Below are 15,346 nucleotides of genomic sequence, written 5' to 3'. Positions count from 1 at the left end.
TTAGCCTATATATCTTTTTCTTGCACTATCTTTGATTTTTTCTACATCAACTAAAATAAAACCATCTAAACAATCTGAAAAGTCAGGGTCAACATTAAAGCCTAAAAACTTAACACCACCTTCTTCACAAATATCTGAGTACTGTTTAAATAGTGTAGGAACTGCAACTCCAATACTATTTAGACTTGATTTTAAAATTTTAAAGTCCTCTTTTCTACTTTTATATTCAAAGATTGACCTTAAATCTAAACTATGAGAAGAGTATTGATATGGTATTTTTGCTTCAACCATCTCTTCATCATTTGCATAATAGTATGAATAGTGAAATACCATTAAGTCTTTTGCTGCACTTGGAAAGTTTCCTGAGATTGATACAGGACCAAACATATATTTTATTTCAGGATGATTTTTTAAATATGCTCCAATTCCATACCAAAGATAGTCTAAGGCTCTTGTTCCCCAATACTTTGGTTGTACAAAACTTCTTCCAAGTTCTATTGAGTCTTTTAAATATGGAATAAATCTATTGTTATATTTAAACAAAGTATTAGAGTAAAAACCTTTCACTCCAAGGTTTTCATTGATAAACTTACCATTTCCTATTCTATATGAACCAACTATCTCTAAGTCATTTTCATCCCAAAGAATGATGTGTTGATAATAAATATCATACTTATCAGTATCTCTTTTTTTATTTATTCCTTCACCAACTTTTCTAAAAGATAGTTCCCTTAGTCTTCCTAACTCTTTTAAAACTACAGAATCCTCTTCATAATCATAAAGGTAGATTTTTTTGCCATCTTTTGTTTCACCTATTAGCTTTGATTTTTTAAGCTCTTTTATAATGTCCTCTTTTTTCTGAGGATGAGCAATAGCTTTTTGTGTTTCAAAGAATGACTTTTTGCCTTTTTTTAGGGCATAAAGATGCTTTTTATAAAGGTTTACAAGATACTTCTTATCTAAACCTTTTGGTTTGATATTCTCATTTGGAATAATCTGTCCTATCTTTATATTTATATTTGTTGATTTCTTTTTAAACATCTCATGGGAAAGTAGAAGTGTTGAGAATGTCTTATTTAAAACCGACATAGTATAAAAAGTTTTAGAGTTTTTACCACCAATAAAAATAGGTAAGATTGGAGCATTTGTATTTATTGCAAAATTTAAAAAACCTTTATTCCAAGAAGGATCTTTTACTCCTTTTGCACTAGCACGGCTAACTTCTCCTGCTGGGAATATAATCACAGCTTCATCATTGTTTAAAGCATTGTAAACTGATTGGATATCTTTTTTTGATTGTCTCATTTTATAGTTATCAATTGGAATGAAAAGTGATTTTAAAGCATCAATTCCAACTAAAAAATCATTTGCAACAATCTTTACATCAGTTCTAATTGTTCCAACAAGTTTTAGTAAAGATAGCGCATCTAATCCTCCAAGAGGGTGGTTAGCTATAATTACTACTTTTCCAGTACTTGGAATGTTTTGTAAATCATTACTTGAAACTGTATAGTCAAAGTTAAAATAGTCTAATACAGCATCAACAAACTCAAAACCTTTTAGGTGTGAGTGTTTTTCTAAAAATTCATTTATTGAGTTTTCATGTACAACTTTTTTTGCAATGTTAATTAAAGATTTCTTCAAGAAGTTAGGGTTTTTATTTATATTTGGAAACTTCTTTGCTATCTCTTTTTGAACATCTATCATTTTTACTCCTTAGTTTGGAAATTTTAAAATAAATGCATTACAAATGAGTTACATGGATTTATTTAGGTGGTTACTTTTTTTAAGAGCAATAGGGTAATAAATAAATTACGTAAATTATGATAAAATCCCAAAATAAAATAAGGAGGCGTTTATGAGTAGAAGTGATATTACAAATTTAGTGACTTTGCTTATTATGGCATTTGGTTATTCAAATGATAACCATACTATTTTTATGGTTGGACTGTTTGCCTTAAGTGGTGCTATTACAAATACTTTGGCTATTCATATGCTTTTTGAAAAGGTGCCATTTTTATATGGAAGTGGTGTTATTGAAAAAAAGTTTGAAGCTTTTAAACATGCAATCCATAATTTACTTATGAATGAGTTTTTTACAAAAGAGAACTTAACAAACTTCTTTAAAGATGAAGTTTCAAGTGCAAAAAGTACAATTGATTTTGAAAAACTATTAAATAAAACAGATTTTACACCTGCTTATGACTCTTTAAAAGAATCAGTTATAGAATCACCTTTTGGTGGTATGTTAGGAATGTTTGGTGGTGAAGTAGCATTAGAACCACTAAAAGAGCCTTTTGTAGAAAAACTAAAGACTTCAATAGTAAAGATTTCTCAAACAGACTCTTTTCAAGCTGTTGTAAATGAAGCCTTAACATCTGAAGATTTAAGTGAAGATGTATATGAAAAGTTAAGTAAAATAGTAAATGCTAGATTAGATGAACTAACACCAAAAATGGTAAAAGAATTAGTTCAAAATATGATAAAAGAGCACTTAGGATGGCTTGTTATTTGGGGTGCAGTATTTGGTGGACTAATAGGACTTATTAGTACAATAATTTTATAGGATTAGGATAAAAATGGAAGAATTAGACGTTTTAGTACTACTTGATGTAGCAGGGCTAGAAGACAAAGAAAAATTTGAAAAACATGTAAAAAGAGAAGGTTTTTCTCCTGTAGAAGGTGAAAATTTTGTTTATACTGCAAAATCTACAACGACAACATTTTCTACAAAGGCATATATTTTAGAAGTGTTTAAAAAGGGACTTCAAAAAAACAGTTTCACGGATGCAAATTTAATTTTCTTGCTTAATGAAACACCTTATCCAGCATATTATTATGATAAGCAAACAAATGACTTTGAAGAAGCAAAAGAAGAAGAATAGTGAAAAATATATATGAATATTTAAAGAACTTAAAGGATGAAAAAAGATTAAAAGAGTGTCAACTCTTAATCGTAAATGACGATAAACAAGCTCAAGTAGCAAGTGATATTGTCTCTTTTTTAGGATTTAAACCTTTTGCTTTAGCTGATTTTAGAGCAAATTATGGGGACGATTTATTATCTTTTTCAACTGAACTTCAAGATATAACAAAAGTTTTAAACGAATACTACTCATATAAAAAACAAGACAAAATATTAATTGCTCCAATTAGAACAGCTTCATTTCCCTTACCAAAAGATAAGTGTTTTGACTCATTTGAGATAAGTTTTGCAGATACTTTAAACTTAGAAGAGTTAAAAACAAAACTTTATAACTGGGGATACTATTTTGTAGATATTGTTACAAGTGAAGCGGAAGTTTCTATTAGAGGAGATATTTTAGATATTTGTCCTTTAGGAAGTGAAACAGGATATAGAGTATCACTTTTTGATGATGAAGTAGAGAGTATCAGAGAGTTTGATATTGAAGACCAAAAATCATCAAAAGATGAAATTGAAAACTTTAAAATCACTCCTGCTTTTTTAGCCCTTGATGAAAGTTCCCTTGATGAAATAAATGAGCAAATAGAGAGTGTAGAAAGTGATGCATTTATTAAAGATATACACTCTTTAGGGTTTTGGTATTTAGGTGAACTTGGTGAATATTTACCACAAAAGCTAAACTCTTATGTAACTTTAGAAGCTTTAGATGAGTTAGAAGAGGTTTATGTATTTGAAGATAAAAGAATAAACAAAGACAAATTTTTAACTCTACCTCAAATATTTAACTCAAAGTCTTATCAAGAGATAGCTCCAGCAAATATAAAAGAGTTTTTAACTTTCCATGAAGATAAGAAAGTGACTATTATCTCTTCTTCAGAAGCAAAGGTAAAATCTTTTGATTTAGAACTTTCTAATTCAAATATAAATTATGTCTTTGAAAACTATATTATCAATCTTATTGGAAGTGATGAGATAGTAATTTCACTTAATAAAGAGATTAAAAAAAGAAGAAAAAAGAAAGTAAAACTTGTACTTGATGAGCTTCAAGTTGGAGATTTTGTAGTACATGAAACCCATGGTATTGGTCAATACAAAGGAATAGATCCAGTTGTAGTTATGGGAGCAAAAAGAGATTTTGTTGTTGTAACTTATGCAGGGGATGACAAGCTTTTAATTCCTGTAGAAAATATTGATTTAATTGATAGATATGTTAGTGATGGAAGCTCTTACGCTGTAGTTGATAAACTTGGTAAGGGAAGTTTTGCAAAACTAAAAGAGAAAGTAAAAGATAAGCTATTTGCTATTGCAAATGATATTATTAAGATTGCAGCAGCAAGAGAACTAATCAATGGTATTAAAATAAATACTGACAAACAAGTATTAAAAGATTTCCAAAATAGTGCAGGCTTTGAATATACAAAAGATCAAGCAAGAAGTGTAAGAGAAATCTTTGAGGACTTAAGTTCTGGAAGAGTTATGGATAGACTTCTTTCTGGTGACGTTGGTTTTGGAAAAACAGAAGTAGCTATGAATGCAATTTTAGCAACTGTTTTAGATAAACACCAAGCTATTTTTGTATGTCCTACAACCTTACTTGCAACACAGCATTTCCATGGGATGCAAAAAAGATTTGAAGAGTTTGGTATCAGAATGGCTAAACTTGATGGAAAATCAACAACAAAAGAGAAAAATCAAGTTAAAAAGTCACTTGAAGATGGAAGTTTAGACCTTGTAGTTGGAACTCACTCTTTATTAGGTGTAAAAACAAATGACTTAGCCCTTGTAGTTATTGATGAAGAACACAAGTTTGGAGTAAAACAAAAAGAGAAACTAAAAAGTCTAAGAGAAGATGTTCATATTTTCTCTATGAGTGCTACTCCAATTCCTAGAACACTAAACTTAGCCCTTTCTAAACTAAAAGGTATGAGTTCACTTCTTACTCCTCCAAGTGAGAGACTAGGAGTTAGAACTTACGTAAAAGAGTATAGTGATAAGCTTATTAAAGAGATTGTTTTAAGGGAAAAGAGACGTGGTGGTCAACTTTTCTATGTACATAACAATATTGCTTCAATAGAAGCTAAAAAAGCTGATATAGAAGAGATTGTTCCAAATATTAAAATAGAGATAATTCACTCTAAAATCAAACCAAAAGAAGCAGAAGAGATAATTGAGAAGTTTGATAATAAAGAGTTTGATATCTTACTTGCTACATCAATTGTAGAATCAGGACTTCACTTACCAAATGCAAACTCAATTATCATTGATGGGGCAGATAGATTTGGTATTGCCGATTTACATCAGCTTCGTGGAAGAGTAGGAAGAAGTGATAAAGAAGGATTCTGTTACTACGTTGTTGAAGATAAAAAACAAATCACTAATGATGCTATTAAAAGATTAGTAGCCCTAGAATCAAACTCTTATTTAGGTTCAGGAACTGCTTTAGCTCATCAAGATTTAGAAATCAGAGGTGGTGGAAATATTATTGGTGAAGCACAAAGTGGTCATATCAAACAAATTGGTTATGGACTATATTTAAAGATGTTAGAAGATGCCCTTGCAAGTTTAAGTGGAGATACAAAAGAAGAAGCTAAAACTGTTGATATCAAATTAGCTATTTCAGCATTTATTTCAAGTGATTATATAGTTGAAGATAGAGTAAGACTTGAACTATATAGAAGACTTTCTAAATGTCACAGTAAACAAGAAGTTTATGAAATAGAAGAAGAGATGGAAGATAGATTTGGTAAGCCAGATATTCCAACAAAACAGTTCTTAGAATTAATTATTATAAAAATACTTGCATTGGCAAATGGAATTAAAACTATCTCGTCTTATGAGATGAATATAACATTTACAAAATTAGATGATACAAAAGAAACAATAAAGAGTTCAAGCAAAGATGATGACGATATCATCGATGCTACACTAAAGTTTTTAAATAAGAAAAAGTAAGGGTAACCTTACTTTTTTCTATTTGGAAGATAACTAAACAGCATAAAAATTACAAACACCATTACAAATACAATTGCAATAGAGTTGAAACTTAACTCAACTTCTGGACCCGCACCTCTTTGGTAGTTTTTAGGCATAAATAAAAACATTGTAGAAAGTAACATGAATGAAGAAGTTACGATAGCAATTAAGTGTGCAAAAATCATATGAAAACGTTGTTTATAGAAATCCTTGATTATTTTCCAAGTTATAAACGAAGCTGTAAATACAATGATTAGTACAATGATCTTATCATAGTTTGGTTCCATAAAAGTCCTTAAAATAATTTATGGAATATTGTATGTATATATTACTTAAACCCTTATGATATAACTATTTTATTTCGCCCAGTTTTCTTAGCTGTGTATAGATTTATATCAGCTCTTTTGATTGTATCTTTTATATCTTCATCTTTTTTATAGATTGTTGCTCCAAAACTACAAGTTAAGTTTCCAATTATCTCAAACTCATGTTTTATAACTACACTTTTAATATGCTCTAGCGAACTTTGAAGAGTTTCATCTGTAACATTTTTCATAAGTAAAATAAACTCTTCTCCTCCCCATCTAACTAAAATATCTTCTTTTCTTGTACAAGAGTTAATAACTTTTACTAAATCTATTAAAGTAATATCTCCAACATCATGCCCAAAGGTGTCATTTACTTTTTTGAAAAAGTCTATATCCACAAGACATAAAGCAAAACTTGTAGTTGGGTTTTGGTCTGATTCATAAATAAACTTTTTATTAATAAGCTCAAAATACTCTCTATTGTAAGCATTTGTTAGTTTATCATGGATAGTTTTTTGTTGTAACTCTTGGTTCATTAAAATTGTTTCTGTAATATCAGTAAAGCTAACTATAAATAGTGAGTTTTCAAAGCTATTAATAGTCACAGAAAAAGATTTTTTTCTTCCATTATTATCATTGATAGCTACAATTCTACTTGTTTGAGGAAGCTTTTGCAGTTCTTGAACCCACTCATTGTGATTTTCTATTTTTGTTAGATTAAAGTAATTATTATCATCTAAGAATAGTTCACAAATACAATTATAGTCTTGTAGAAAGTGAGATAGATTTCTATAGTTAAAAAACTCAAAGAAACTTTTATTTGCAAATTGAAGTTTTTCTCCATCTGTAAGGATTACAATATTTTGTTGTAAATCGATAAATTTGTATAGCTTGTCATAGGCATTTTTTTGTGAATTAATATCACTAATAATCCCTTCAAGATACTTTTTATTATCTTTTCTCATGATTTTAAATCTATCACTTATCCAAATAGAGTTTCCAGATTTTTGTTTTAGTCTATACTTTAATGTGATAGCTTTAGTAATATCACTTTTAGCTAGATTCTCTAAAGAATACTCCACTTGTCTTAAGTCATCTTCATGAATTATTTGGCTGAATGAAATTCTACTATTAAAAAGTAAATCCTCATTTTCATAGCCTAAAATATTTTTTAAACTATTATTTAAATATGTTATTGTTTGGGTTTTATCAATTTCTCTTTTATAAACAATATCAGGAATATTTGAGACTAAAAGCTCAAACTCTTTTTTTGAATATTCCGCTTCAATTTGGAATTTCTTTATTTCAGTTACATCTCGTAATGTACCAATTGAACGTATTGCTTTACCTTCTTTATTAAGTATGTGGTGTGCTTCTTGTTCTACAAATATAACTCTTCCTGTATTTGTTATAATTCTAAATTCAGCTTTATAGTCAAGAAGATTTTTAAAGAATTTTTTATAGATTGTATTTATTCTTTTAAAATCTTCTTTATGAATAAATTTCATAAAATTTTTATATGAAGGCGTGATTTCATTTTCTTTTACTTCAAGAATTTTAAATAACTCTTCACTCCAAGTTAGTTTCTTATTTACATTGTTTCTTTCCCAATAACCAATGTGTCCCATAACTTGTAGTTCATCAAGTATTTCATCTTTGTGTTTTAGTTGTATTTTTCTCTTTTCAGATTTAAATAAAAAGTAGAAGAATAAAGAGTTTAATATAATAAAAAACATTAATGAAGTTTGAAATTTATTTATTGCACTTTGTAAGTGAGGGTGTTCTCTTGTTATTATTAAGTATGCGACTTTCTTTTTTGAGATGGCATTTTTAATAGGCAAATATGTAGTTATATATCTTTTGTCTTCATATGTTGAAGTAAAGTTAAATATCTTATTGCTATCTTTTTTTGCTAAGAACTCTTCTTTATTTGTATTTATATAGTCTTCAGTAATATCTTCTATAATGATATTTTTCTTTTTGCTTATTGATTTTTCATGGTAGTAAGCATTGTTTGTTTCACAAAGTCTATAGTTAGAAATTTCTGAGTTAAATACTTTTGCATCTACAACCTCTTTTTTTATTATAAAGTCAATATCTGCTTTTAACTCTTTATTTAAAGATTTAATAATTGCATTCATAGAAACTGAAATTTCTACACTTCCTAGATATTTCATTTTGTAACTAAGCGGATAAACAAATCTATAGCCATTGAAAACTCTTCCCTCTTCAAAACCTTGAATAGCTTGTCTATTTTTATTAGTGTACATAACAGTTGTTCTGATATTAGAAAGGCTATCTCCAAATTTTTCAGGACGATGAAATCTTAAAAAGCTTTCATTGTCTTTTAGATGAAAGTGAAGTTGTTTGATTTTAAAACTATGCATGTTTTCATACATATATAAAAGTTCTTCGTGCAGATTTTTTCTTATTCTGTTTTTTTGAGTTTCATTTGCTTCATAGGCATCAAATATTATTTCTTTAACTTCTTTTGTATCAAGCTTATTAAAGTAGATGATATTTGCATTAGTTTTATAAGAATCAATAATTGTTTTATATGTCACATCTAAAATCTCTTTTTCTGATTCTAGTTGTTGTTCAACTTTGTTATTTATCAAATAAAAGATAATCGTCACAAATGTGACTGTTGTCAGAATAAAGGCTGTAAAAAGTATCTTCAAATTATTATTCATGTTTAATAACATTTCTTTTTATTTAATTATAACAAAAAGATACTTTTTATTTGTTGAAAAGTATAATGAAAACTTATTAAAAAGTTTTCCCTAAAGAGTAACCTTTATTTGAATGATTTACAATAATTCCATAATAAGTTAAATCTCTAATTCTCTTTACTATATTTCTCATAGTAAATATTGACATTTTTTTATTTTTCCAAACTTCTTTATGTATTGTTTCAAAGTCTATAATTTCACTCTTATTTTGTAGAAGTAGGTTAAATAGACCATGTTGAAGTTTTGTAAACTGAATTGCTTTACCATTTTTATCAAAAAGACAATTTTTTAGTTTGTCGTAATAAAAACCTTCTTCAAACATAACTTTACTGTTTATTTGTTCATTAATTAATTGTTCAATAGTCTCTTCAAGTGGAAGTTCAATTTCTTGTGATTTTTCAGTTAGGAACTCTTCCATCTCTTTAGATAACTTGATAGTTATATCTTTACTCATTTGTTTCCTCATACTACAATTAAAATATAATTATTATTGTAACATAAATCAATTTTTTAAAGTTTAAAATTACAGTAAATTTTAAAATTTTGTCACAAAAATCACGAAAATGATAAAATTGTTTTGAAAATTATTTTTGTCACTGGATAGTAATTATTCATTTGTACAATAAATATTGAAAAAAAAGATGTTAGAATAAACTATTATGAAGAAAATTATATTTACAGATTTAGATGGCACATTTTTAAATCACCATGATTATTCCTATAAAGAGTCATTAAGCTCTTTATCTAGATTAGTTAAAAGTGATATCCCAATAATTTTTACTACTAGTAAAACTAGAAGTGAAGTTGAAGAGTTGCATAAGCGATTAGGAATAAACGAACCTTTTATTGTAGAAAATGGAGCTTCAATATTTATTCCAAAAGGGTATAAAAACAAAGATTTTTCTTTTTTAGAAAGTTTCGATGAAAAATATTATTATTGTAGGATTGGTGAAGATTATACTCTTATATTAGAGTTTTATAATAAATATAAAAATGAGTTCACTCTTAGTGGATTTTCTTCAATGTCTACAGAAGAAATTCAAGGACTAACTTCTTTATCATATGAAAAAGCAAAACTTGCTTCAAAAAGAGATTTTACAGAACCTTTTATTCTAAAAGATGAAAATCAAATTGAAGCTTTAAAACAAAAGGCTTTAGCTTATGGTTTAACTCTTACAAAAGGTGGTAGGTTTTATCATATAATAGGAGCTAAACAAGATAAAGGGAAAGCTGTAAAAAAAGCAATAGAGATTTTTGAAAAACTCTTTAATGAAAAGTTCTTTTCTATAGCTTTAGGTGATGGAGAAAATGACCTACCTATGCTTGAAATTGTTGATTTACCAATTGCAATTAAAAATCACAAAGGTTTATTTGTAGAAACAAATAACAAAGAGATTTTAAAATCAACACACCAAGGTGCAAAAGGTTTTAAGGAGATGATTACAAAATGTCTAGAAAACTACTAAAAGAGCTTTATTTTACAAGTGTAAATGAAGTAAAAGCAAAAGCCTTGATAAGTCAAAATATCAAACTATTTGATGAGAGTATTAAAATAGTTGATAAAAGTTATAGTTTTGAAAGGTATAAAAACATATATGTCTTTTCTGTTGGTAAAGCCTCTTATCTTATGGCAAAAGAGTGTGAGCAAATTTTAAAAGATAAAATCTCAGGTGGTTTAGCAATTTGCCTAGAAGATAAAAAATTAAACTACATAGAAACCTTCCAATCTACTCATCCAATAGTTTCAAGAAAAAGTTTTAAAGCTGCCCAAAAGATGATAGAAAAAATGCAATCTTTACAAAAAGATGATTTGGTGATTTTTTTACTTTCAGGTGGTGCTTCCGCAATGATAGAAAAACCAATTGATGGTTTAAACTTTCAAGAGTTTGAAAAGGTTTCAACTGCTGTTTTAAAAAGTGGAGTTGATATCAAGGCTTTAAACTCTGTTAGAAAATCTATTTCTCAAATCAAAGGTGGAAAACTAGCAAACTACACAAAGGCAAAGTGTGTGAATCTTGTGCTTAGTGATGTTGTTGGAAATGACTTATCAGCTATTGGCTCAGGTCTTATGTACAATGAAAAAGTAGCTAACTATATTATTGGAAGTAATAAAATAGCTTTACAAAAAGCGAAAAAAAGTATTGAAGCTAAAGTTAAAAAAGCAAAAATAGTAACTACTGTTTTAAATAAAGATACAAGTAAAGCAGCTCAGTTTATAAAAGAGACAATAGAAAAGTATGATAAGAAGTTTGATTCTTATGCTCTATTTTTTGGTGGAGAAACTACTACAGAAGTAAAAGCAAATGGAGTAGGTGGAAGAAATCAAGAACTAGCCCTAAAGCTTTTAATAAATGATGCAATAAAAGATAAAACAACTATTCTTTGTGCAGGAAGCGATGGAATAGATGGAAATAGTAACTCAACAGGAGCTTTTTTAGATAATAAAATCTATAAAAAAATCCAAAAACTAGAATTAAATGCACAAGAGTATTTAGAAAATTGTGATAGTAATAGTTTTTTTAAGAAACTAAAATATGATTTTACTATAGGAAAGACTGGAACAAATGTGATGGATTTTATCTTTGTACTAAAAAATGGAGGTGCATAATGGCAGATTTTTTTCAAAATGGTGCAATAACAACTTTACAAAACTTAGGAAATAGAAGTTTAGAAAGTATTGAAAATGAACTTGAAGAGTTTAGCAAAAGAAGAAGAATGGTATTGCTTTTACCTGCACTTTACTCTGAGTTTGAAACTCCTGCGATGGCAAAGATTATTGAAGAATTAAAAAGTGTCAAATATCTTTATAAAATTATTTTAGGTTTAGACAAAGCTACAAAAGAGCAGTTTGAAGAGGTAAAAGAGCTTATGTCAGTTCTTCCTTGTAAGGTCGATGTTTTATGGAATGATGGACCAAATATTCAAAAACTATATAAACAACTAGAAGAAGAGGGCTTCCCTGGACTTCAAGACCCAGGAAAAGGAAGAAATGTTTGGACTATGATGGGATATGGACTTACAGATAAAGATGCATATGCCTTTGCTTTACATGATTGTGATATTGTAAATTATAGTAAAGAGATACCCGCAAGACTTTTTTATCCTATTGTTCACCCTGCTTTAGACTTTGAGTTTAATAAAGGTTTTTACTCTAGGGTTACAACAAAACTTCATGGCCGAGCTACAAGACTTCTTTTTACTCCTTTAGTAAACTCCCTTGTAAAAGTTTTTGGAAGTAACAAGTATTTAGAATATATGGAGAGTTTTAGGTACTCACTTTCAGGAGAATTTTCATTTATAAGGTCACTTGGTAGAGGTATTGGTATTTCTCCAACTTGGGGCTTAGAGGTTTCTACTTTAAGTGAAGTTTATAAAAATACTTCAAATAAAAGAATCTGCCAAACAGAGATTATGGAAACCTATGAACATAAACATCAAGACTTAGGAAGTCAATCAAGTGGTGGTGGAATATACAAAATGGCAAATGATATAGCCAAAACTTTATTTAGAGTTTTAGCCCAAGAGGGAGTTGTGTTTTCAGAAGCTTCATTTAAAACCTTACTTGCTACATATTTTCAAGAATCAAGATTTGAAATCTCAAAATACAATGCCCTAAGTAAAATAAATGCTCTTCAATACAATAGAGAAAAAGAGATAAAAGCCGTTGAAGCTTTTCAAGATGCTATTAAACAAGCCTCTTTAGAGTTTTATGAAGACCCAATGGGAGTACCATCTTTACCACCGTGGATTACTGTTAGATCTGTATTGCCAGACTTCTCTGATAAGTTTTATTTCTCAGTACAAGAAGACAATAAATAATGCATATCTCAAATCCAGAACATACTATAAATAAAAGGCTAAATAGACTTTATCCTCCTGAGATTGCCCAAAAAGCAGTAAATAGTATCATAGATTTAATATTCAAATATAAATCAAGGGTTGACTCAAAAGAGTATAAACTAAGCCAAAAAGATGTTATCTTGATAAGCTATGGAAACCAAGTTACAAGGGAGAGTGAGCCTTCACTTCAAACCTTAAAAGAGTTTATGGATAAACATTTAAAAGGCATAATAAACTCAATACATATTTTGCCCTTTTATCCATACTCTTCAGATGATGGTTTTTCAGTTGTAAACTATAATACTGTTGATCCTCATATGGGTTCATGGAGAGAGATTGAGCAAATAAGTGCTGACTATAGACTTATGGTTGATGGAGTTATAAATCATGTGTCACAGTTTTCTGATTGGTTTAAAGCCTATTTGGAAAATGATGAGTATTTCAAAGACTTTTTTATAGAAGTTGACCCAAGTGCTGATTTAAGAAAAGTAGTTAGACCAAGGTCAACACCTCTTTTAAGTGAGTTTCTTGATGCAAACGGAAGAGTAAAAAATATTTGGACTACCTTTAGTAAAGACCAAGTTGATTTAAACTACAAAAGCCATAGGGTACTTAGAAATGTTCTTGATTCACTTTTTTACTATATAGAAAAAGGTGCAAGAATTATAAGACTAGATGCCATTGCATTTATTTGGAAAGAGCTTGGAACATCTTGCGTACATCTTCCTCAAACCCATGAGTTAATACAACTAATAAGAGAAGTCTTACATGAAGTAGCCCCTGAAGTTATAATAATCACAGAAACAAATGTACCCCATGATGAAAATGTTTCATATTTTGGAAGTGGAGATGATGAAGCACAGATGGTATATAACTTTGCACTACCACCTTTACTAATTCACTCAATTTTAAATCAAGACACTAAAAAACTTACCTCTTGGGCTAAGACTTTAACATTGCCTAGTGATAAGGTTTGCTTTTTTAACTTTACAGCAAGTCATGATGGAATAGGCTTACGACCTGTACATGATATCTTAAGTAAAGAAGAGCTTGAGAACTTAGTAGAAACTGTAAAGGAGCATAAAGGACTAGTTTCCTATAGAATGGATGAAAATGCAGTTGAGAGTCCATATGAGTTAAACTGCTCATATATAGATGCCCTAACTCACCCAGATGAAGATAGTAATATAAGATTAAAAAGAATGTTAGTAGCTCAAGCAACAGCTTTAGTTATGCCAGGTGTTCCAGGGATTTATTTCCACTCCCTTGTAGGTTCAAGAAACTACCATGATGGAGTAAAACATAGTGGTCAAAACAGAACTATAAATAGAGAAAAGCTAAATATTGATTGGCTTGAAACAAAGCTTGCTAAACAAGGAAGTTCAGTAAAGACTATGTTTGATAGTTATAAAAGGTTGATTTCTATTAGAATTAGTGAAAAAGCCTTTGACCCTTTTGGTTCATTTAGATTTTTAGATTTAGGTTCAAAGCTTTTTGCTCTAGAGCAAACTTGTAAAGAGTGTGAGCAAAGAGTCTTAGCTATTCATAACTTTTCAAATGAAAGGGTTAAGTGTATTATTCCTGAAGATATATCATTGCCTTTATATGATATACTTTCATCAAATTTTACAGTCACAATAAAAGATAATAGAGAAATATATATTGAGCCTTATCAAATAGTATGGCTTAAAGGAAATGTATAAAAGGAGAAAAAATAGTGATAAAAAAATGTTTATTTCCAGCAGCAGGATATGGAACTAGGTTTTTACCAGCAACAAAAGCAATGCCAAAAGAGATGTTACCAATTTTAACTAAACCATTAATCCAATATGGTGTAGAAGAGGCAATGGACGCTGGATGTGATGTTATGGCTATTATTACAGGACGAGGTAAAAGAGCTATTACTGACCACTTTGATATTTCATATGAGTTAGAACATCAGATTCAAGGTTCATCAAAAGAGAAAATGCTTGCAGATATTAGACATATCATTGACAAGTGTACTTTTACATACACAAGACAAAATGAGATGAAAGGTCTGGGTGATGCAATCTACAAAGGAAATGCACTTTTAGGTGAGCAAGACCCATTTGCAGTAATCTTAGCAGATGACCTTTGTGTAAACCCAGACGGTGATGGAATCTTAGCTCAAATGGTAAAACTATATGAAAAATACAAGTGTTGTATCGTAGCTTGTATGGAAGTTCCTCAAGATGAGGTTCATAAGTATGGAGTTATCGAAGGAAATGAGATAGAAGATGGTGTATTTATGGTTTCAAATATGGTTGAAAAACCAGACAATGATAAAGCTCCTTCAAATCTAGCTGTTATTGGAAGATATGTATTAACTCCTGATATCTTTGATATTATCAAAAATACAAAGCCTGGTAAAAATGGTGAGCTACAAATCACTGATGCCCTTTGTACACAAGCTAAAAATGGCATGGTTATGGCATATAAATTCAAGGGAAAAAGATTTGATTGTGGTAGTGTAGATGGTTTTGTTGAGGCTACTAACTATTTTTATGATTTAGAGAAAAAGCAAAAATAGTTTAACTCTCAAAACC

At 29.2% G+C, this 15,346-nt stretch carries 12 protein-coding genes; 8 read left to right on the top strand and 4 right to left on the bottom strand.

Annotation, left to right across the window (positions count from 1 at the left end):
- The gene (locus CRV02_RS12465) at positions 1-1,707 is read right to left on the bottom strand and encodes a lysophospholipid acyltransferase family protein (protein ID WP_129090591.1); all 1,707 of its coding nucleotides are present in this window, start codon (positions 1,705-1,707) and stop codon (positions 1-3) included.
- A gap of 151 nt (positions 1,708-1,858) precedes the next feature.
- Here CRV02_RS12465 and CRV02_RS12460 point away from each other — a divergent pair, with 151 nt between their 5' ends.
- The 3 genes from CRV02_RS12460 to mfd are packed head-to-tail and all read left to right on the top strand — an operon-like array spanning position 1,859 to position 5,878.
- On the top strand, positions 1,859-2,566 hold the full coding sequence (locus CRV02_RS12460) for a DUF445 domain-containing protein (RefSeq protein WP_129090590.1): 708 nt from the start codon (positions 1,859-1,861) through the stop codon (positions 2,564-2,566).
- 13 nt (positions 2,567-2,579) lie between these two features.
- The gene (locus CRV02_RS12455) at positions 2,580-2,885 is read left to right on the top strand and encodes a hypothetical protein (protein WP_129084398.1); all 306 of its coding nucleotides are present in this window, start codon (positions 2,580-2,582) and stop codon (positions 2,883-2,885) included.
- Positions 2,885-5,878 (top strand): transcription-repair coupling factor, encoded by a 2,994-nt coding sequence (gene mfd / locus CRV02_RS12450; protein ID WP_129090589.1) that lies wholly within the window; start codon positions 2,885-2,887, stop codon positions 5,876-5,878. The genes CRV02_RS12455 and mfd overlap by 1 nt, the downstream gene beginning before the upstream one ends.
- An 8-nt stretch (positions 5,879-5,886) precedes the next feature.
- Here mfd and CRV02_RS12445 read toward each other — a convergent pair whose 3' ends face one another.
- The 3 genes from CRV02_RS12445 to CRV02_RS12435 form a co-directional block, all read right to left on the bottom strand.
- A complete protein-coding gene (locus CRV02_RS12445) occupies positions 5,887-6,186 on the bottom strand; it encodes a hypothetical protein (protein WP_129084400.1) in 300 nt (99 codons plus the stop codon).
- A gap of 53 nt (positions 6,187-6,239) precedes the next feature.
- Positions 6,240-8,900: a diguanylate cyclase domain-containing protein gene (locus tag CRV02_RS12440; RefSeq protein ID WP_164969001.1), complete on the bottom strand. Its 2,661-nt coding sequence runs from the start codon at positions 8,898-8,900 to the stop codon at positions 6,240-6,242.
- Positions 8,901-8,976: 76 nt separating this feature from the next.
- Positions 8,977-9,393, bottom strand: a complete 417-nt coding sequence (locus tag CRV02_RS12435; protein ID WP_164968628.1) for a hypothetical protein — start codon at positions 9,391-9,393, stop codon at positions 8,977-8,979.
- A gap of 205 nt (positions 9,394-9,598) precedes the next feature.
- Here CRV02_RS12435 and CRV02_RS12430 point away from each other — a divergent pair, with 205 nt between their 5' ends.
- Genes CRV02_RS12430 through galU form a run of 5 tightly spaced genes read left to right on the top strand, consistent with a single transcriptional unit; the run spans position 9,599 to position 15,330 of the window.
- Positions 9,599-10,405 carry a mannosyl-3-phosphoglycerate phosphatase gene (locus tag CRV02_RS12430; RefSeq protein WP_129090587.1) on the top strand — a complete coding sequence of 269 codons (807 nt, stop codon included), beginning with the start codon at positions 9,599-9,601 and terminating at the stop codon, positions 10,403-10,405.
- A complete protein-coding gene (locus tag CRV02_RS12425; protein WP_129090586.1) occupies positions 10,387-11,547 on the top strand; it encodes a glycerate kinase in 1,161 nt (386 codons plus the stop codon). Before CRV02_RS12430 ends, CRV02_RS12425 begins: the two co-directional genes overlap by 19 nt.
- A complete protein-coding gene (locus CRV02_RS12420) occupies positions 11,547-12,758 on the top strand; it encodes a glycosyl transferase (protein ID WP_129090585.1) in 1,212 nt (403 codons plus the stop codon). The genes CRV02_RS12425 and CRV02_RS12420 overlap by 1 nt, the downstream gene beginning before the upstream one ends.
- Positions 12,758-14,482 carry a sugar phosphorylase gene (locus CRV02_RS12415; protein ID WP_129090584.1) on the top strand — a complete coding sequence of 575 codons (1,725 nt, stop codon included), beginning with the start codon at positions 12,758-12,760 and terminating at the stop codon, positions 14,480-14,482. Before CRV02_RS12420 ends, CRV02_RS12415 begins: the two co-directional genes overlap by 1 nt.
- 14 nt (positions 14,483-14,496) lie before the next feature.
- Complete coding sequence (gene galU / locus CRV02_RS12410) at positions 14,497-15,330, top strand: UTP--glucose-1-phosphate uridylyltransferase GalU (RefSeq protein ID WP_129084407.1); 834 nt, start codon at positions 14,497-14,499, stop codon at positions 15,328-15,330.
- The last annotated feature ends 16 nt before the right edge of the window (positions 15,331-15,346 follow it).

Origin of the sequence: Arcobacter sp. CECT 8989, assembly GCF_004116715.1 — a bacterium.
Classification (GTDB): domain Bacteria; phylum Campylobacterota; class Campylobacteria; order Campylobacterales; family Arcobacteraceae; genus Halarcobacter.
This window is presented reverse-complemented; position numbering and strand designations above follow the sequence as displayed.